The organism is Sorangiineae bacterium MSr12523 (assembly GCA_037157775.1).
In the GTDB taxonomy this organism is placed as follows: domain Bacteria; phylum Myxococcota_A; class Polyangia; order Polyangiales; family Polyangiaceae; genus Pendulispora; species Pendulispora brunnea.
Window position 1 is genome coordinate 2206864 of the sequence record CP089982.1, and the last position, 18019, is coordinate 2224882.

General features: G+C 64.1%; 14 protein-coding genes and 1 pseudogene. 10 read left to right on the forward strand and 5 right to left on the reverse strand.

Going from position 1 to position 18019, the window contains the following annotated elements:
- Window positions 1–5 precede the first annotated feature (5 nt).
- The 5 genes and pseudogenes from LZC95_08910 to cyoE all read right to left on the reverse strand — a co-directional run bounded on the left by LZC95_08910 (window position 6) and on the right by cyoE (window position 7576).
- On the reverse strand, window positions 6–899 hold the full coding sequence (locus LZC95_08910) for a DUF3341 domain-containing protein (protein WXA96957.1): 894 nt from the start codon (window positions 897–899) through the stop codon (window positions 6–8).
- Between the two features lie 12 nt (window positions 900–911).
- Window positions 912–2360, reverse strand: a pseudogene (nrfD, locus tag LZC95_08915) (polysulfide reductase NrfD).
- A gap of 79 nt (window positions 2361–2439) precedes the next feature.
- Complete coding sequence (locus LZC95_08920) at window positions 2440–5760, reverse strand: TAT-variant-translocated molybdopterin oxidoreductase (GenBank protein ID WXA96958.1); 3321 nt, start codon at window positions 5758–5760, stop codon at window positions 2440–2442.
- Window positions 5757–6386 (reverse strand): cytochrome c family protein, encoded by a 630-nt coding sequence (locus LZC95_08925; GenBank protein WXA96959.1) that lies wholly within the window; start codon window positions 6384–6386, stop codon window positions 5757–5759. The genes LZC95_08920 and LZC95_08925 overlap by 4 nt, the downstream gene beginning before the upstream one ends.
- Window positions 6387–6673: 287 nt before the next feature.
- Window positions 6674–7576 carry a heme o synthase gene (gene cyoE / locus LZC95_08930; GenBank protein ID WXA96960.1) on the reverse strand — a complete coding sequence of 301 codons (903 nt, stop codon included), beginning with the start codon at window positions 7574–7576 and terminating at the stop codon, window positions 6674–6676.
- Window positions 7577–8254: 678 nt separating this feature from the next.
- Between cyoE and LZC95_08935 the strand changes: the two genes are divergently transcribed.
- From LZC95_08935 to LZC95_08980, 10 genes are all read left to right on the forward strand, one after another.
- Window positions 8255–8599, forward strand: a complete 345-nt coding sequence (locus LZC95_08935; protein WXB00310.1) for a stress-induced protein — start codon at window positions 8255–8257, stop codon at window positions 8597–8599.
- Window positions 8600–8697: 98 nt separating this feature from the next.
- The gene (locus LZC95_08940; GenBank protein ID WXA96961.1) at window positions 8698–9873 is read left to right on the forward strand and encodes a thiolase family protein; all 1176 of its coding nucleotides are present in this window, start codon (window positions 8698–8700) and stop codon (window positions 9871–9873) included.
- Between the two features lie 68 nt (window positions 9874–9941).
- Window positions 9942–11390 (forward strand): MATE family efflux transporter, encoded by a 1449-nt coding sequence (locus LZC95_08945; protein ID WXA96962.1) that lies wholly within the window; start codon window positions 9942–9944, stop codon window positions 11388–11390.
- A 164-nt stretch (window positions 11391–11554) separates the two neighbouring features.
- Window positions 11555–12208, forward strand: a complete 654-nt coding sequence (locus tag LZC95_08950) for a hypothetical protein (protein ID WXA96963.1) — start codon at window positions 11555–11557, stop codon at window positions 12206–12208.
- Window positions 12209–12346: 138 nt separating this feature from the next.
- Window positions 12347–13210 (forward strand): alpha/beta hydrolase, encoded by an 864-nt coding sequence (locus tag LZC95_08955; protein ID WXA96964.1) that lies wholly within the window; start codon window positions 12347–12349, stop codon window positions 13208–13210.
- A gap of 247 nt (window positions 13211–13457) precedes the next feature.
- Complete coding sequence (locus LZC95_08960; protein WXA96965.1) at window positions 13458–14681, forward strand: ammonium transporter; 1224 nt, start codon at window positions 13458–13460, stop codon at window positions 14679–14681.
- 240 nt (window positions 14682–14921) lie between these two features.
- Entirely contained in the window at window positions 14922–16304 is a 1383-nt protein-coding gene (locus LZC95_08965; GenBank protein ID WXB00311.1) for a sigma-54 dependent transcriptional regulator, read from the forward strand.
- Between the two features lie 143 nt (window positions 16305–16447).
- Window positions 16448–16930 carry a response regulator gene (locus LZC95_08970; GenBank protein WXA96966.1) on the forward strand — a complete coding sequence of 161 codons (483 nt, stop codon included), beginning with the start codon at window positions 16448–16450 and terminating at the stop codon, window positions 16928–16930.
- 88 nt (window positions 16931–17018) lie between these two features.
- On the forward strand, window positions 17019–17588 hold the full coding sequence (locus tag LZC95_08975) for a PA2169 family four-helix-bundle protein (GenBank protein ID WXA96967.1): 570 nt from the start codon (window positions 17019–17021) through the stop codon (window positions 17586–17588).
- A gap of 21 nt (window positions 17589–17609) precedes the next feature.
- Window positions 17610–18005 carry a YtxH domain-containing protein gene (locus tag LZC95_08980; GenBank protein WXA96968.1) on the forward strand — a complete coding sequence of 132 codons (396 nt, stop codon included), beginning with the start codon at window positions 17610–17612 and terminating at the stop codon, window positions 18003–18005.
- Window positions 18006–18019 lie beyond the last annotated feature (14 nt).

An 18019-nucleotide genomic window follows, 5' to 3' on the forward strand; every position in this document is an offset into this window, starting at 1 on the left:
GCGCATCAAACTTCCTCCTCGACGAGCTCGACGTGCGACGGATGCGTCTTGTCCAGCAACTCGCGCGTCCGATCGAGCTTGAACTTGGGATCTTCCACTTCCACCGACAGGAAGAACTTGTCGTTCGAGAACGCCCGGAAGCGGTCCGACTCGAACACCGGGTGGTGGTGGCGCGGAAGGCGATTCAGGTGAAACATGCCGAACACCGCGCCGAAGGCCGACAGCAGGATGGTCAGCTCGAACATGATCGGAATCATCGACGGGACGCTCGCGATGGTCGGCGGCTTTCCGCCGATGACGATCGGGTAGTCCACGTTGTTCATCCAGTACATCATGGTGAACGCGAGGGTCGTTCCGGTGAGACCCATGGCGATGACGATCCAGCCGAGCTTCGAGTCCGGCAGGCCCATCGCCCGATCCATCCCGTGAACGGGGAACGGCGTGTGCGCGTCGAACTTCGTGTAGCCGGCGTCGCGAAGCTTCTCCGCGGCGTGCATGCACTCGCCCGGGGTGCGGTACTCGGCGAGGAGCAGGGCAGGGCGCATCTTCGGCTTGAGAGCCTTCGTCTTCGGATCGTCGTGCTTGCGCGCGGGGCCGCGGTGGGCGCCCGACTCGCGGTCCTGCGGGTCGATCTTCTTGTACGTGCCGAGCGGCTCTTCGTCGTCGGAGTCGGCGCGGGGAACGGGCTTCGCGCCTTCGGCGATGTCTTCCTTGCCGTGGGGCGTGTGGGCCATCGGCTTGGCGCCCGCGTGGTCCTGGGCCTTGTCGGCGAGGATCGCGGCGTCGCGCTCGGAGAACGGAGCCTCGGGGACGTTGCCGTTGCTCCCACCTTCCGCGCGCTCGTCGCGCGGGAGGCCTTCCTTCAGCGTCTTCTTGTTGCGGGTATCGTCGTCACTCATGACTCGTATGCCTCACTCCGCCGGCGCCAAGGCAGCATCGGCCGCCGAATCGTGTGCCCCTTCGTGCCCGTGGTCATCGCCCCCCTCACCTGCGTGGTGGGGATCGGCCTCGGGGAGAACGCCCTTGACCTCGGCGATGGCAATCATCGGAACCCAGCGGATGAACAGAAGGAACAGCGTCATGAACAGGCCGAGCGTTCCGCCGTAGGTGCAGATGTCGATGATCGTCGGCCGGAAGTAACCCCACGAACCGGGGATGAAGTCACGGTTCAGCGAGGTCGCGATGATGACGAAGCGCTCGAACCACATACCGATGTTGATGACGATCGAGATGACGAACATCAGCGGGATGTTGGTGCGGAGCTTCTTCGACCAGAACAGCTGCGGCGAGACGACGTTGCAGGTGATCATCGTCCAGTACGCCCAGGCGTACGGACCCGTCGTGCGGTTGATGAAGGTCCCGAGCTCGTACTGGTTGCCGCTGTACCAGGCGATGAAGAGCTCCATCGCGTACGCGTAGCCAACGAGGCTGCCCGTCACGAGCATGATCTTGTTCATCAGCTCGAGGTGCTGCATCGTCACGATGCTCCGCACGCCGTAGACGACGCGGCAGACGAGCATCAGCGTCATGACCATGGCGAATCCGCTGAAGACGGCGCCGGCGACGAAGTACGGCGGGAAGATCGTCGTGTGCCAGCCGGGGATGAGCGACGTCGCGAAGTCGAACGAAACGACGCTGTGCACCGAGAGAACCAGCGGGGTCGAGATGGCCGCGAGAATCAGGTACGCGCGCTCGTAGTTCTGCCAGTGGCGGTTCGAACCGCGCCAACCGAGGGACAGCGCACCGTAAATCGTGCGGCGAAGGTTCGTCGTCGCGCGGTCACGCAGGGTGGCCAGGTCGGGGATGAGGCCGACGTACCAGAAGAGCAGCGACACCGTGAAGTAGGTGCTGACCGCGAACACGTCCCAGATGAGCGGGCTCTTGAAGTTCGGCCAGATGCTCATCTGGTTCGGGATCGGGAACATGTAGTAGGCGACCCACGCGCGCCCGACGTGGATGCCGGGATACAGCAAGGCGCAGATGACCGCGAAGATCGTCATCGCTTCGGCGAAGCGGTTGATCGACGTGCGCCACTTCTGCCGGAAGAGGAAGAGGACGGCGCTGATCAGCGTGCCGGCGTGACCGATACCGATCCACCAGACGAAGTTCGTGATGTCCCAGCCCCAGTAGACCGGCGAGTTGTTACCCCACACGCCGACGCCCTGCCAGAACAGGAAGCCGACGGCGGAGAACAGGACGACCGTTGCCGTCAGCGCGATGCCGAAGGCTGCCCACCATGCTTTGGGCGCCTTGGTCTCGGTCACGCGGGCGACGCGCTCGGTGATGGAGGCGAACGTTTCGCCCTCTTTCACCAGCGGGATTTCGCCGATTTCCTTGATGGGGAGCTTGTACGAAGCCATATGCAGGTTCCGGTGAGTCGGGGTGTTCCGGTTGAAGCGAATGAGTCGATGAGACCAGTTCGAACCAGAGACGGCCTGGCTAGGCCATTTCTTTGTTCGGGTTGCGGATCTTGCCGAGGTAGGTGGTGCGCGGATGCGTACCGAGGTCGGCGAGGAGCGCGTAGCTGCGGTCACGCTTGCGGAGCTCGGCAACGCGCGACTTGGGATCGTTCAGGTCGCCGAAGACGATGCCGCCCGCCGGGCACGCTTGCGCGCACGCGGTGGTGAAGCTCTGGTCGCGCAGCGGCTTGCCCGTGCGCTTCTCGTTGATCTTGGCTTCCTGGATGCGCTGCACGCAGTACGTGCACTTCTCCATGACGCCGCGCATGCGAACGGTGACGTTCGGGTTGAACTGCATCTTCACCGTCTCCGGCATGTCGCCGTAGAGCGGGTCGCCCTGGAACTCCAGGTAGTTGAAGCGGCGCACCTTGTACGGGCAGTTGTTCGCGCAGTAGCGCGTGCCGATGCAGCGGTTGTACGCCATGTCGTTCAAGCCTTCGGGGCTGTGCTCCGTGGCGTTGACCGGGCAGACGTTCTCGCAGGGCGCTTCCTCGCACTGGACGCAGGCGAGCGGCTGCAGGGCGACCTGCGGATCCGCAACGTCGTTGCCGACGAAGTAGCGGTCGATGCGCAGCCAGTGCATCTCACGGCCGCGGCCGACCTGGGTCTTGCCGACGGTCGGAATGTTGTTCTCCGCCTGGCAAGCGATGATGCACGCGTTGCAGCCCGTGCACTGGTTCAAGTCGATCGACATGCCCCACTGGTGACCCTTCGAGTAGTCCTGGCGATTCCAGAGCGGGAGGGTCTTGGGGTTCGCGCTGCGGTACTGCGTGAACGACGGGTTCGCGCGGTACTCTTCGAGGGTCGCGTCGATGGCGACCGGGCGGCCTTCCATCGAGTCGTGATCCTGCGTCTGCGTGAGGTCGTACGTCGTGCCGGTCTTCTCGATGTTGACGCCGGAGACGAATCCGGGCGCCTCGGACGAGCGGAGCGGGTTGACGTCGAAGCCGTGGCCCTTGCCGTAGCGGCCGGGCTTGGCGCGACCCCAGCCGAGGCGGAGGCCAATCGAGTTGTCGGCCTGGCCGGGGAGGATCCACGCGGCAATCGTGATGGAGGCATCGCCGCGCGAGACCTTGATGAGGTCGCCGTTCTTGATGCCCTTCTCGTCGGCCGTCTTCTTGGAGAGCAGCGCCGCGTTGTCCCAGACGATCTTCGTCATGGTGTCGGGCAGCTCGAGCAACCACGGGTTGTTCGCGTGCTCGCCGGCGTGCAGCTTCGGGTCGGGGAGGAACACGGCCTCGAGGCCGCCGCCTGCCTTCTTTGCCGCCTTGGAGAGCTCCGCGACGATGTCGTCCGCGCGCACGTCCGAGGGGGTGAACGCGGTGGGGGCGCTTCCGCCGATGATGCCCTTCTGCAGCGCCGTCTTCCACTGACGCTCGAAGTCGAATGCCGCGAGGCTCGGGACTGCGGGGGGCGCTGCGGGAGGTGCAGCCGGGGGAGGGGGCGCAGCCTTCGCGCCGGCCGCTGCCACGCCCGCGACGGCGAGCGCCTTGGGATCGGGCTTGCCGGGCGCCGGCGCATTCGGGTGAATGAGCCCTGCAGCGGGAGCCTTCGCACCTGCCGCACCTGCAGCCGGAGCCGCGGGGGCAGCCGGCGTTGCGGGCACGGCCGGATCGGTTGCCGCGGGCGTCGATACCGCCAGCCCACTGGCCGGCGTCGGCGAGGCCGCGCGCATCGTGTCGCGCACCAGGTCGTAGCTCTTCTTGTTCGCGAGCTCCGGCACCATGAGCGCGAGGACTTCGATCTCGCTCTTGCCGCCGTGCAGCGGCAGAATCAGCGGCTGCTGAACGCTCCACGTGCCGTCGAGCGAGCGCTGATCGCCCCACGTCTCCAGCTCGTGCGTGCGCGGCAGGTGCCACGTGCACTTCTCGCTGGTCTCGTTGACGTGCGACGACAGGTGAACCGTGTTCTTCGCTTTTCCGAGCTTGTCGGCGAACTTCAAATCGCCAGGCGCGTCGTACACCGGGTTGCCGCCGATGAGGAGCAACGTGTCGACCTTGCCCGAATCGAGGTCACGCGCGAGCGTGCGCAGATCCGCCGATGCATCCTCGTGCGGATCGGCCACCGGCGCGTAGTGCACCGTCTGACCCACCGACCCGAGCGCGCGATTCAACGCGTGCGCGAGGGCGTGAACGGCGGCCGGCTGCCGCGAGCCGACGACCACGATCGCGCGACCGCGGTTTGCCGAAAGCTCTTTGGCAACGACCTTGAGCCACTTCTCCGGGATGCCCGAAGCATCGACATTGCCAAGCGCGCCGCCGACCTTGCCCAGGTCCACGCCGAGCGCCGCGACTTCTTTCGCGAGCAGGCGTGCGTAACGCTCGATGTCGCCCGAAGAGAGGCGCAGGCGATGATCCGAATTGGCGCCGGTGAGGCTGTGCGTCGACTCGACGACGTACAGACGGCTCATCGTGTCGCCCGGCGAACGAACGCGGCGACCTTCACCGAACAGACGCGTCGCGCGAACGCTGCCCGCCTCGGTCTCGAGGAAGTCGGACTCGAGCGAAACGATCACCTTGGCGCGCGCGTAGTCGTACAGCGTATTGAGCGGCTGGCCGAACGCGATGCGTGCACCTTCGCGCGCATTGCCATCGTCCACCGGCGAATACGTGTGGAACTTCGCCTGCGGGAAGCGCGCCTTGACGGCATCGCGCAGCCGAATGAACGTGGGCGAGTTCGAGGGCTCCGCCAGCACGCGCAGACGCGCACCCTGGTCACCCTCGTGCGCCTTCAGCGTGGACGCGAAGTACGCCTGGAACTGATCCCACTTGGCGGCGGCGTTCGCGTTGAGCGGCGTCGTCGAACGATCGGGATCGTACAGATCCCAGATCATGGCCTGCGCAATCGTATCGGTGCCGCCGCGGCTCGCGGGGTGGTCCGGATTGCCCTCGATCTTCGTGGGACGGCCCTCGTGGCTCTCCACGAGAACTCCGAGCGCCTCTCCGCGTCGGTTGAGGACCGAGGCGTAGTGATTCGGAATGCCCGGAATGACCTGCTCGGGCGCGCGCGTGTACGGAACGAGCTTCTCGACGGGGCGGCGAACGCAGCCCTCGAGGCCGAACAGCGCGGTGACGGCAGAGCCGAACTTGAGGAAGTTACGACGATCGACGGAAAAGACCGGGGCTTCGCTGCCCTCTTCCTTGGCCTTCTCCACCTGCTTGGCCAAGCCAAACGGGAACTCCGCTTCCTTCATCGTCTGAAGGTGATCGGCGGACTCTTTTTCTTCGATGCTCTTCCAGAAAACTTTGGCGCCAGAAGACGAGGAGGCGACGTCTTGGAAGTCGTACGGCTTGCGTTTCATCGGTGGCACCCTGAGCAGTGCTTGGGAGGATTCACGCTGGGCGGTTGCCAGCCAGCGGGGGCCATTTCGGGCCGCCAATCCATGTTGGTGATTTGATCTTTGGGCCGGAGATTCGGCGTGGGATCGCGGTGACACTCGAGGCACCAACCCATGCTGATCGGCTTGTCGAGACGGACGATTTCCATCTCGTCGATGCGACCGTGGCAGGTCGCGCATCCGACGCCAGCAGCAAGGTGTGCGCTGTGATCGAAGAACGTGTGCTCGGGGAGCTTGTGGACTTTCACCCACTCGATCGCCTTGCCGGTGTCCCAACTCGAACGCACGTTCGCGAGACGTGCGCTCTCGGTCTTCACGACCGAGTGGCATCCCATGCAGGTTTGCGTGGCTGGAATCATCGCGTGGGCCGCGCGTTCGATGTTCGCGTGGCAATAGCGACAATCCATGCCGAGTTGGCCGACGTGCAGCTTGTGGCTGTACGGAACCGGCTGGATCGGCGCGTAGCCGACCTGCAGATTCTTCGGCGAGAAGTAGTACCAGAAGACAAACACCACGCTGCCCAAGAGTCCGACCGTTGCGACGGCGGCGATCAGGGGGAGCTTGTTGAGCGACCGGGGGAAGATTTGCATTCGGGTGGCCTAGAAGCGGGCGAAGTCGGGCCGGGAAACCTCCGCCTCGAACCAGTGAGAGGAGGCCTGCCCGCTGCGGGCAAGTTGCGGCGTCCTTATAGGAGACGGACCCCTCGCCGCACAAGGCCAGACCGCATGGGGTGGGGAATATTCGACAGAGAAAGCGTGGGGAGCGGGAGAACGGCGAGAGGATCGTGCACGTGCGTGTGCACGAAGACGAGCACGAGCACGCACACGGGTACGAACACGTGCACGCGAAGGGGAACGAAGACTCGGAATTGGGGGCTCTAGACCCGAGCGTCGGCGGCGAGAGCGATGAAGAGCAGGACCAAGTACGCGATGCTGTAGAAGAACAGCGAACGTGCCCACTTGTTGCCGGAGGTCTCTCGCAGACCGTACGACGCCCAGCCCAAAAAGACGCAGCCAAGCACGAACGCGGTCACGAGGTATCCACGCCCCGCAATCCCGAGTGGGAAGATGAGTAGCGTGGATGCAACCAAAGCGCCGGTATGGGTGATGATGCTCTGCTTCGTGGCAGAAATGCCCAATACGTTGGGCATCACTTGAAGTCCGGCACGCGCATAATCCTCTTTCCGGAACAGCGCGATGGCGAGAAAGTGGGGAATCTGCCAGAAGAAAAGAATGGCAAACAGCGCGAGGCCGCCGGCATCGCAATGGGCCGTCGAGGCGGTCCACCCCATGAGTGGCGGAATGGCACCCGGCACGGCGCCGACGAAAAGCGCCACGTGGGATCGCTGTTTGAGTGGCGTGTACCCGAGCACGTAGCTGACGTTGGCCAGCACGCCCAAAAGCGCGGTCGTGGCGTTTACGCCAATCGCCAGAATGGGCACCGAAATGATGGAAATCGCCACGCCAAACCACAGTGCGGTCCTGGGTGACATGCGCCCGGCGGGCAGGGGGCGTTTGCGCGTGCGAACCATGTGCACGTCGACATCGCGCTCCAAATACATGTTGAGCGCGTTGGCGCCCGACACGATGAGCCCCATCCCAATGAGGAGCATCACCATCGTTACCGCCGAAACTTCGGGCGGCGCGAGGCACATCCCTCCAGCGGCCGTGATGATCACCATCGCGGTGATTCGCGGTTTCGTGAGCGCCACGAAGTCGGCAAAGCGAGGGGACGCGGCTTCGAGGGGCTTCGTCTCGGGGAGGGAAAACGAGGTGCTCATCGTGGGTACACCCAGCCCTCTCCCCTCGGCGGGAAGGGGGAACTCGGGACCCGCCGTATAAGAAAGTCGGATCTCGACGTCAAGCAATCCCGCCCGGCCTCGCCTCTTCCTTGTATGACGCAGTGCGTGATGATCCAGCGGTGGAATCTATTTTCCGGTCGGCTGGAACCTTGCGGGTCATCTTAACGCCGTGTTACGGGTTTTCGCGCAACTTTCCGGAATATTGCCCATGAGTGCGCAATCGCGCAAAACGCGCGCGGCCGTTTTCGCGACCAGCCCGAGCGGGCGCGCGAAGCTGACGCAATAGGCTGTTTGACGCGCCATCCTGCCCCTCGTGCACGGTATCGCGTGGCACGCACAATCTGCAGTCCGCTTCGCGAGCTCCCACGAATTGCCGTGGATCGGCCATGATCCAAGAGACCGCAAGTATGCGAACCGGCGCAGATTCTGCGGGGGATGAGCGCGCCACATTTTCGCGAGGCTTCTCGCGATCGCTACAAGGGTCGTGAAATGCCACAAGCATTCGGATTGTTGGGTACGGAGAAAGGCGACCTCGCCGCCGGCACGCACTCTGCACTAGCGTCGGGGTGGACCCTACCAGCAGTCAGATTCAGATGGAGTGAAGTCATGCCTAGTAACGAGACGAACCCTGCAACGAAGAAGCGCGGCTTTGGAAGCATGGATCCGGAGCGTCAGCGTCAGATCGCGCGACAGGGCGGTAAAGCTGCGCACGAACGTGGGAGCGCCCACGAGTTTACAAGTGATGAAGCTCGCGCAGCGGGTCGCAAGGGGGGGGTCGCGGTGAGTCAGAACCGCGCCCACATGGCCGAAATTGGCCGTCGTGGGGGCGAGGCACGCGGCGCCGGTCACCGTCGTCGTATGGAAGAAGCCCGCCGTGCCGCCACAGCCGAGAAGAAGGAAGGCGAGACTGTCGCCGCTCAGGCGACGGAAGAGTCGCCGCAGGCCGAGCCGGAGAGCACCGTAGAAGGCTCTCAAGACGACGCTCAGCGTCGCGCCTCCTAGTAGGCAGGCACGGTCGTGCCACGATCACCGAATCGCGGCGCGCGTCTGGCGCGTCCAGGCGTCGCGTCGCGAGCTTTTGTCGACTATAGACGGTGGTCATGGCGGAAGTTTTCGTAGTCGATGCTGTTCGTACCCCTTTGGGTCGCCTCGGCGGCGGGCTTGCGAAGGTTCGTCCGGATGATCTGCTAGCCGCCGTGTTCCGCTCCCTGGCGGAACGCCATCCCCGCGTGGGTGAACGCCTTGATGAGGTGTACGCGGGCAATGCAAACGGGGCCGGCGAAGACAACCGCAACGTGGCCAGGATGGCCGTGCTGCTTTCTGGTCTTCCCGTGTCCGTCCCTGCTGCAACTGTGAATCGGTTGTGCGGCTCCGGAATGGAGGCGGTGATTTCCGCGTACCGTGCCATCGCGCTCGGTGAGGCGGATGTGTGCATCGCCGGTGGCGTCGAGTCGATGACCCGGGCGCCGTTCGTCATTCCCGCGCCAGAAGACGCGTATCCACGCGAGCTGCCCACGTTCAGCACACGCCTCGGGTGGCGGATGACCAATCCCGCCATGCCGTCCGAATGGACCGTCGCCTTGGGCGAGGGGGCCGAGATCCTCGCGGACAAGTACAGCATCGCGCGAGCGGCGCAGGACGAGTTTGCGGTCGAGAGCCACCGACGTGCGCACGCCGCATGGGAGAGTGGCCGCTACGATGCGGAGGTGATCCGCGGTTCGTGGGAGCTCGTTCGCGACGAGTGCATCCGCGCGGACACGAGCTTCGAGAAGCTCGCCAAGCTGCGCCCTGTATTCCGCACATCGAAAGGAACCGTCACGGCGGGCAATGCATCGCCGATGAACGACGGCGCCGCGGCCCTCCTTTTAACATCGGCCCGTGCGGCGCGTGAGCTCGACCTGACCCCGCTGGCCCGCATTCGGTCCGTTGCGGTCAGCGCCATCGAGCCGCACCTCTTTGGACTCGGCCCGGTGGAAGCTTCGCAACGCGCACTCAAGCGAGGCGATTTGGCTGTGTCCGACTTGGACGTTGTCGAATTGAACGAGGCCTTCGCCGCCCAAGTCCTCGCATGCTTCGCCGCCTGGCCGGAACTGGATCGGAGCAAGGTGAATCCCAACGGGGGTGCCATTGCACTAGGACATCCATTGGGTTGCTCCGGTGCAAGGTTGGTCGGAACCCTTGCCCACGAGCTGCGATTGCGCGGAAAGAAGCACGGACTTGCCACGGCTTGCATCGGAGTCGGTCAGGGCATCGCGGTGACGTTGTCGAACGGATAACGTTACATTTGTCGCTCGGATAAAGGACTTGCCGCGGCACGGACGGGACCGTATTCCGTCTGGACCCCATGGCTGAGTCCAGCGAACGCGCGGTCGATTCTCTGAACGAAACGTCGTTGTCGCGAGGAGGGCTCGGCGCCGCTTGGGCGCTCGTGCGCGATGCCATTCGCGGCGCGCCCATCGATCATACGACGGCACCCATCGCCCGATCCGTCGTCATGCTCGCGATCCCCATGGTTCTCGAGATGATGATGGGCTCCGTCTTCGCGGTGGCCGACGTCTTCTGGGTCTCGCAGCTCGGTGCGAATGCGACGGCGATCGTCGGCCTCACCGAATCGATCATGATGATCATGCAGTCGGTGGTGATGGCCGTCGCCATTGGAGCGATGGCCCTCGTCGCACGGCGCATCGGCGAGAAGAAGCACGTCGAAGCTGCGCGCGCTGCGGTGCAGGCCATCTTGCTCGGCGCGGGCATCTCCGCGTGCGTCGCCGTCGCCGGCATCACCAATGCGCCCTCGCTGCTGCGCATGATGGGCGCGACGCCCGACGTCATCGCCAGCGGCTCACGATTCACGCAAGTGACGATGGGCGGCAACGTGACCGTCTTCCTCTTGTACGTCATCAACGCGATCTTCCGCGGCGCCGGCGACGCGGCGTTTTCGATGCGCTCTCTCTGGTTGGGCAACTTCCTCAACATCGTTCTCGGGCCGTGCTTCATCTACGGCGTTGGTCCGTTCCCCGCGTTGGGCGTCACCGGCGCAGCCGTCGCGACCACGATTGGGCGCGGCACGGCGGTGCTGTTCCAGCTCTACTTGCTCACCAGCGGTCGCAGCAAAATCAAGCTCACGCGCGAGACGCTGGGCCTCGACTTCGGCCTGATGGCCAGCGTGTTGCGCCTGTCCGGTTCGGGCACGATTCAGATCCTCATCTCGACCACGAGCTACGTGGGGCTGGTGCGCATCATCTCGGACTTTGGCAGCGCGCCGCTCGCCGGTTACACGATTGGATTGCGCATCATCATGTTCGCGCTGCTGCCGTCGATCGGTGTCAGCAATGCGGCGGCCACCTTGGTGGGGCAGAACCTCGGGGCCGGAAAGCCCGATCGCGCCGAGCAATCCGTGTGGCGTGCCGGCTTTTACAACGCGATGATCCTCACCGCGGTGGGCCTGCTCTTCGTCGTGTTCGCGCCTTGGCTCGTCGCCTTGTTCACGCCGGACGATGTCGTTCGCTCGTACGGTGTCTCATGCCTTCGCTCGGTGAGCGCAGGGTTCCTATTTTATGGATATGGAATGGTGCTCTCCCAATCCTTCAACGGTGCGGGCGACACCTGGACGCCCACCATCCTCAACTTCGTCTCGTTTTGGGTGCTCCAATTGCCCGTCGCGTGGTTGCTCTCGCAGCACACCTCACTCGGTGCACGCGGCGTGTTCGCCGCCCTCGCCATCTCTTATTCGACGCTCGCTGTCCTATCCGCCGCGGTCTTTCGACGCGGTCGGTGGAAGATGAAGAAGGTTTAGAGGCGTTCCGAATGGGCGGTTTTGGATGGGCGCCGGTGAAAATTTCGGCCGAAACCGGGCGTTCTATAAGCTCGAGCTGAGCTTTTGACCCGGTGCGACGCAAAATGCGTTTGGAACGCATCGTGATATTGTTTCGTTTCGCGGAGACTGTTAGGGTCCCCCGCATGCGAGCCAGCACTCTCAAGGTTATCGCCGCCATTGCGGCACTTACGATGGGGATCTCGGCCTGCGGCGGAGACGAAGCTCCCCCGCCCAAGACCCAAGAGGAGGCTGTGCCCGCAGCACCGCCGCCTCCGCCCCCCGCACCGGAACCCGTTGCGACCACCCCGCCGCCCGCGCCGGAACCCCCGCCGCCGCCGCCGCCGCCCCCGGCTATCAACGTCGTTGCGTTGAAGATCACGCCGAAGGCCGGCAAGGTTAAGGCGATCGAGGTCGCGAGCGACGGATCCATCACCGCCGACGGCAAGCCGGTTGGCAAGGTCTCGGCCGACAGCGTCTCCGACGCGTCGGGCACGACCCTCTTCTCCGTCACCTCGGACGGCGCCGTTTCTGGCGGCTCCGCCTCGGGTCTGAAGTTCGGCGCCGGCGACGAGCTCGCGGGCGACGACGGCAGCAAGGTCACCGTCAACGACGACGGCACCATCACCCATCAGAAGCCGAAGGCCAAGAAGGCCGACACGGTGGCGAAGGTCGATGGCGCGAGCGCGTCGGGCAAGCGCGAAGCCGCTCTTGTCACGTTGGCTTGGGTTCTCGGCAAGGCGCCGGCTGCCAAGGCCGCCCCCGCCGCCAAGAGCGCGACCGAGAAGCCGAAGAAGTAATTCTTCGTTCGTCAAGAACCGGCCCTCGAAGCCGGTTCTTTGGCAATAACGTAGTTCAAAGTGGGGCAACGACAGCGTCGTTGCCCCACGTTTCGTTTGTGTTGAGCACTCCGCCAAGTCGCGACAATCTTTCCGCCCATGAAGAGTGGTGCGGATTTCGAAGGTCGACGGATGGCACTCGGTTCGGGGATCACCCTCTCCGTCACGTCGAAAGGGGAGGGGCCGCCCGTCGTTTTGCTCCACGGCTTTCCGCAGAATTCGTACACGTGGCGCAAGCACTTGCCCAGCTTGGCCGATGCGGGCTTCCGCGCGATTGCTCCGGACATGCGCGGTTATGGGCTATCGGACAAGCCGAAGGCGGTGGCCGACTACAAGACGGAGCGCCTCGTTGCCGATGTGCGCGAGTTGGTGCACTCCCTCGGTTACGAGAAGGTCCACCTCGTTGGGCACGATTGGGGCGGGGTCGTCGCCTTTCACGTGGCCGCGGCGCATCCCGAGATGATTGACCGCTTGGTGATCTTGAACGGGCCGCATCCCGACGTGTTCATGAAGTCGCTCTTTCGGAGCCAGAAGCAGCGCACGCGCTCTTGGTACGTGTTCCTCTTTCAGCTGCCGTTCTTGCCCGAGCGCATGCTCGCGCGCAAAGGCATCCTCGAGCGCATGCTCCGTTTCTACGGACCCGGCGTCTTCTCGAAAGAGGACCTCGCCACGTACACGTCCGCCGTCCGCAAACCCGGCGCCGCCCGCAGCATGGTGAACTACTACCGCGCCGCCGCGCGGGGCTATCGAGAAATCCCGGTGATTACGCGCCCGACGTTGGTGCTCTGGGGCGAGAAGGATCGCGCGCTTCACCCTTGTCTCCTCGACGGGCTCGAGAAGCACGTGACGAACCTGACGATAAAGCGCTTTCCGGATGCGACCCATTGGTTGAATGAAGAAAAACCGGGGGAGGTGAACGGCGAGATGGTGCGGTTTCTGAGGGCGGTGGGGGGGGACGGCTAGAGGATCGAGCACGAGCGCGAGCGCGTGCACGTGCACGGGTCACGATCACGATCACGGGGCACGATCACGGATCGTGATCGTGATCGTCTCTCGTGATCGTGATCGTCTCTCGTGGTCGTGGTCGTGCACGTGCACGCGCACGCGCTCGTGCACGAAGCCGCCGCGGCGACCCCTGCCGTCAAAAATCCCCTGAAAGTCCACCAGGAAACCTCTCCGAAACAGGCGCGCCTTTACATCCAATGACAATATGACGGCGGATGCGATGAGTGCGGGCGACACGGCGTGGCTGCTTGTGAGCTCGGCGCTGGTTCTGCTGATGATCCCTGCGCTTGCGCTCTTTTATGGCGGGATGGTGAGGCGCAAGAATGTGCTCTCGACCCTCATGCACTCGCTTGCGGCGTTGCCGGTGCTCAGTGTGACGTGGGTGCTCTTTGGGTACTCGCTGGCGTTTGGGCCGACCCATGGAGGCCTCATTGGAGGGCTCGATTACATCGGGCTTCGCGCCACCGTCGGGACCTTGCACGACACCGTTCCGAACTACGCCTTCATCGCGTTTCAAATGATGTTCGCCGCGATCACGCCCGCTCTCATCTCCGGTGCCGTCGCGGAGCGCATGAAATTCTCCGCGTACATGGTCTTCATCGTCCTCTGGTCCGCCCTCGTTTACGTGCCCGTTGCCCATTGGGTGTGGGCGACGGGAGGGTGGCTCTTCGAGCTGCACGCGCTCGACTTTGCGGGCGGCACCGTCGTGCACCTCACTGCGGGAGCCTCGGCGCTGGTCTGCGCCCTCGTGCTCGGGCCGCGCTTGAAATATCCGCAGGAGCGCCCTCTCCCGCACAACCTCACCATGACCCTCACCGGGGCTGGCCTCCTTTGGTTCGGTTGGTTCGGATTCAACGCAGGGAGCGCCCTCAAGTCGACGCCTCTCGCCGCCCTGGCCTTCATCGTCACCCACCTCGGCGCGGCCGGTGGTGCCCTGGGCTGGCTCTTCATCGAGTGGTGGCACCGCGGAAAGCCGACTGCACTCGGCGTCGCCTCCGGTCTCGTGGCGGGGCTGGTGGCCATCACACCCGCGGCCGGCTTCGTGGCGCCATGGGCCGCCATCGTCATTGGCGTCCTCGCCGGCTTCGCGTGCTATGCCGGTGTGCTTGCAAAATACAAGTACGGCTACGACGACTCACTCGACGCGTTCGGAGTCCATGGAGTCGGTGGCTTCACCGGCGCCGTCCTCACCGGAGTCTTCGCCCAGACCGCCTACAACGCCGACGGAGCCGATGGCCTCCTTTTCGGCGGCGCCCGCACGTTCCTCATCCAGATCGTGGCCTGTGCCGCCTCCGGGCTCTACGCTGCGGCCGTCACCTGGGTGTTGCTCAAGCTGATAGACCGGGCCATGGGCATCCGTGCGTCGGCTGCCGATGAGCGAGAGGGACTTGACTCCACGCAACACGGTGAGGACGCTTACGCGGGGTGAGGCACCGCCGTGCGATTCATCGTTTCCCGTGAAAGCCCGCATAAATGCCTCGCTCTACCGTGAGGGAGATTGCGGCTGACACACTCTAAGTTTGCGATACATTTCGGGAATGGCAAACTGTGCGGAGGCAATCCTCCCTAATACAGAAACGCAACAGCGTGCCCAGCATCGAACGGGTAAGCCATGACACAAATCATCCCGAACGGAACGCCTACGTCTCTTCCGGTCCGGAGCGATCCGGTGCAGGGGCGTATTCTCATCATCGACGACGATCGCAGCATGTGCGAGATCCTCGATAGCGCGCTCAGACGGCGAGACTTCGAGGTCGCATGGCGCACGTCCCCGGACGAGGGGCTGCGTGCGCTGGCCGATCAGGACTTCGACGTCGTCGTGACCGATCTGAACATGCAAGGCATGAGCGGCGTCGACTTGTGCCGCCAGATTGCCGAAAACCGCGAAGATATCCCGGTCGTGGTCATGACCGCCTTCGGCAGCATGGAGACGGCCGTCGCGGCCATCCGAGCCGGCGCGTACGACTTCGTCACGAAGCCCTTCGAGATGGATGACATCGCGCTCACCTTGGAGCGCGCCCTTCGTCATCGCGCTCTTCGTGAAGAGGTCAAACGTCTCAAGCGCGCCGTCGACGACTCGAGCAAGTTCGACGACATCATCGGCCAGAGCTCGGCGATGGAGAAGGCTTACGACCTTCTCGATCGCGTCGCCGACAGCGACACCACCGTGCTCATCACCGGCGAAAGCGGTACCGGCAAGGAGCTCGTCGCGCGTGCCCTCCACAAGCGCAGCCCCCGCAATCGAGGTCCCTTCGTGGCCATCAACTGCGCGGCCATGCCCGAAACCCTGCTCGAAAGCGAGCTATTTGGCCACACGCGTGGCGCGTTCACGGACGCGCGTCAGGCGCGCCCGGGTCTTTTCGTCAAAGCCCAAGGTGGCACCTTGTTCCTCGACGAGATCGGCGAGATGCCGATGGGCATGCAGGCCAAGCTGCTCCGTGCGTTGCAAGAGCGCACGGTGAGGCCCGTTGGCGGCGACGTCGAGGTCCCGTTCGATGCCCGCATCGTCGCGGCGACCAACCGCGATCTCGAAACCGAGGTCGAGGAAAAGCGGTTCCGCGAGGACCTCTTCTACCGCATCAACGTCGTGCGCATCAACGTGCCGCCGCTGCGCTCGCGCGGGAGCGACGTGCTCTTGCTCGCGCAGCACTTCATCGAGCGGTACTCGGCACAGGGCCGCTCGAAGGTGAAGGGCATGTCCAGCGGCGCAGCGGACAAGCTTCTGAGCTATCCGTGGCCCGGCAACGTGCGCGAGCTGCAAAACTGCGTCGAGCGTGCGGTGGCCCTCGCCCGCTACGATCAGATCGGCGTGGATGATCTGCCGGAGAAGATTCGCGACTTCAAATCGTCGCGGGTCATCGTCGAGACTGAGGATCCATCGGAGCTTCTGCCGATGGACGAGGTCGAGCGGCGCTACATCCTGCGCGTGCTCGAGGCCGTGGGCGGCAACAAGACGATGGCCGCTCAGGTCCTGGGCTTCGATCGCCGAACGCTCTACCGCAAGCTCGAACGTTGTGGCGTGGCCGAGAACAAGAAGGAAGCTCGGGAGTAACGCGCGCTCGTCTCCCGCAGGGGCTTTGAAGCCCCTCGAGAGACGTTTTGGAACGGATGGGGCGAATCGCCACGCCAAGTTCGCTTAGGCGAATTGATTTGCCCCCTATTTTATCGGCATAAGGGCTGCAATGGCCGAGCGCCATGGTCGCTCCAGCAGCAAGGATCGCAGCGCGGCGTCGACAGGTCGCGAACAACGAGGGGGGCGACAAACGGATTGGTCCGCCAAAGCGCGCGATCATCGCCGATGACGATGCCGACCACCGTCGGCTGCTCGCCAGCGTGATCCGACGTGCTGGCTTCGAGGTGCTCGAAGCTCAAAACGGCGAAGAACTGCTCGATATGTACGATGGGCAGCATCCACCCGATGTCATCGTGACCGATCTCATGATGCCTCGGGTGTCGGGATTCGGTGTCATCGAAAAGCTGCGCGATCTCGAATCGAGCGTGCCCATCGTTCTCGTCAGCGCCGTTGGCGACGACAACATGGACATCCTCGCACGCGACCTGGGCGCGGCGGCGATGGTGCACAAGCCGTTCGACTTTGCCGTGCTTCGCGACCTCGTCGTTCGCATCGCGCACGGAGCGGGTGGCACATCCGCTGCAACCAATACGACTACCAGATGAAGCATCACGGATTGCGTACCGGTTGAAACGTTCGGGGGGATTCGCGTTGGGGGTTTGGTCAGGGCCGTTTTGGAAGTGGGGTCCCGTCATGAATCCAAGTGTCAGCAGCGATCAAACGAAGAAGAACGACGTCGCCACGGCAGCCGCACCCGCACCTGCGGTGCCGCGCCCTTCGGCACCGGAGGTCGAGGAGCGCACCGACGTGGTCGACACGCCGACGCTCGTCTTGGTTCTGAACGGCCTCGTCGAAGTCGCATTGGATGGTGGGCGCATGTTCTCGCTCGCCGCCGGCGATGCGCTCGATCCAGACTACAAAGCTTTGTTTGCGCAGCACGCGCAGGAGCGAACGCAGTTCGCACGCGAACTGCAAGCAACCGTCTTACGCTTGGGGGGGAATCCACAGAACCACGGCACGCTGGAAGGCGCATTGCTTCAAGCGTGGATGGACGTGAAGTCCGCCGTGGCCGTTCGAGAAGACTACGCGGTTCTTCGCGAAGTCGAACGCGCCGAGCAGAACGCGCGAAAGCGTTATGCCCGGGCACTCACCCTCGATCTCGGTGGTGATGTGAAAGCGCTCGTCGAACGGCAGTACTCGGCCGTCAGCCGATCGCACGATCGTGTGCGTGCGCTTCGTCAGAAGCACGCACTCCGATCCTGAAAAAAGAAAGGAGCCCACCTCATGAAGTATGCCAAATTGATGAAGGCCATGCCGTCCTTGCCGCGTGTGGATGCGGACTCGCTATTGGAGCGACTTGGACTCGAGCGACGCAGGAGCACGTTCGAGCGCGTCGCCACCATCGTCGGCATCTTCGGGGCGGGCATCCTGGTCGGCGCAGGCGCAGGGTTGCTCGCGAGCCCGGTGCCGCCTGCCGACGTGCGCAAAAAGCTCGGTGAGGGCATGCGCAGCGTGAAGAACGAGATCAACCAGGGCGTTCGTCACGCGAAGCAGGAGATCGTCGAAGGCGCCCGCCATGCGAAGCACCAAGTCGACGATTTCGTCTCCCGCGAGGTGAAGCACAATTCACCGAGGGTCGGCGAAAACGACGGCCGCAACGGCGCAATCAAAGCGACCTAGATGAACCCGCTCCC

What these genes read in the sequence shown, in the direction of transcription:
- LZC95_08940 (WXA96961.1), top strand. Translation starts at nt 8,698, where the DNA reads ATGGCGGAAGTTTTCGTAGTCGATGCTGTTCGTACCCCTTTGGGTCGC.
- LZC95_08925 (WXA96959.1), bottom strand. Translation starts at nt 6,386, where the DNA reads ATGCAAATCTTCCCCCGGTCGCTCAACAAGCTCCCCCTGATCGCCGCC.
- LZC95_08935 (WXB00310.1), top strand. Translation starts at nt 8,255, where the DNA reads ATGGATCCGGAGCGTCAGCGTCAGATCGCGCGACAGGGCGGTAAAGCT.
- LZC95_08970 (WXA96966.1), top strand. Translation starts at nt 16,448, where the DNA reads ATGGTCGCTCCAGCAGCAAGGATCGCAGCGCGGCGTCGACAGGTCGCG.
- LZC95_08945 (WXA96962.1), top strand. Translation starts at nt 9,942, where the DNA reads ATGGCTGAGTCCAGCGAACGCGCGGTCGATTCTCTGAACGAAACGTCG.
- LZC95_08980 (WXA96968.1), top strand. Translation starts at nt 17,610, where the DNA reads ATGAAGTATGCCAAATTGATGAAGGCCATGCCGTCCTTGCCGCGTGTG.
- LZC95_08955 (WXA96964.1), top strand. Translation starts at nt 12,347, where the DNA reads ATGAAGAGTGGTGCGGATTTCGAAGGTCGACGGATGGCACTCGGTTCG.
- LZC95_08975 (WXA96967.1), top strand. Translation starts at nt 17,019, where the DNA reads ATGAATCCAAGTGTCAGCAGCGATCAAACGAAGAAGAACGACGTCGCC.
- LZC95_08910 (WXA96957.1), bottom strand. Translation starts at nt 899, where the DNA reads ATGAGTGACGACGATACCCGCAACAAGAAGACGCTGAAGGAAGGCCTC.
- LZC95_08920 (WXA96958.1), bottom strand. Translation starts at nt 5,760, where the DNA reads ATGAAACGCAAGCCGTACGACTTCCAAGACGTCGCCTCCTCGTCTTCT.
- cyoE (WXA96960.1), bottom strand. Translation starts at nt 7,576, where the DNA reads ATGAGCACCTCGTTTTCCCTCCCCGAGACGAAGCCCCTCGAAGCCGCG.
- LZC95_08950 (WXA96963.1), top strand. Translation starts at nt 11,555, where the DNA reads ATGCGAGCCAGCACTCTCAAGGTTATCGCCGCCATTGCGGCACTTACG.
- LZC95_08960 (WXA96965.1), top strand. Translation starts at nt 13,458, where the DNA reads ATGACGGCGGATGCGATGAGTGCGGGCGACACGGCGTGGCTGCTTGTG.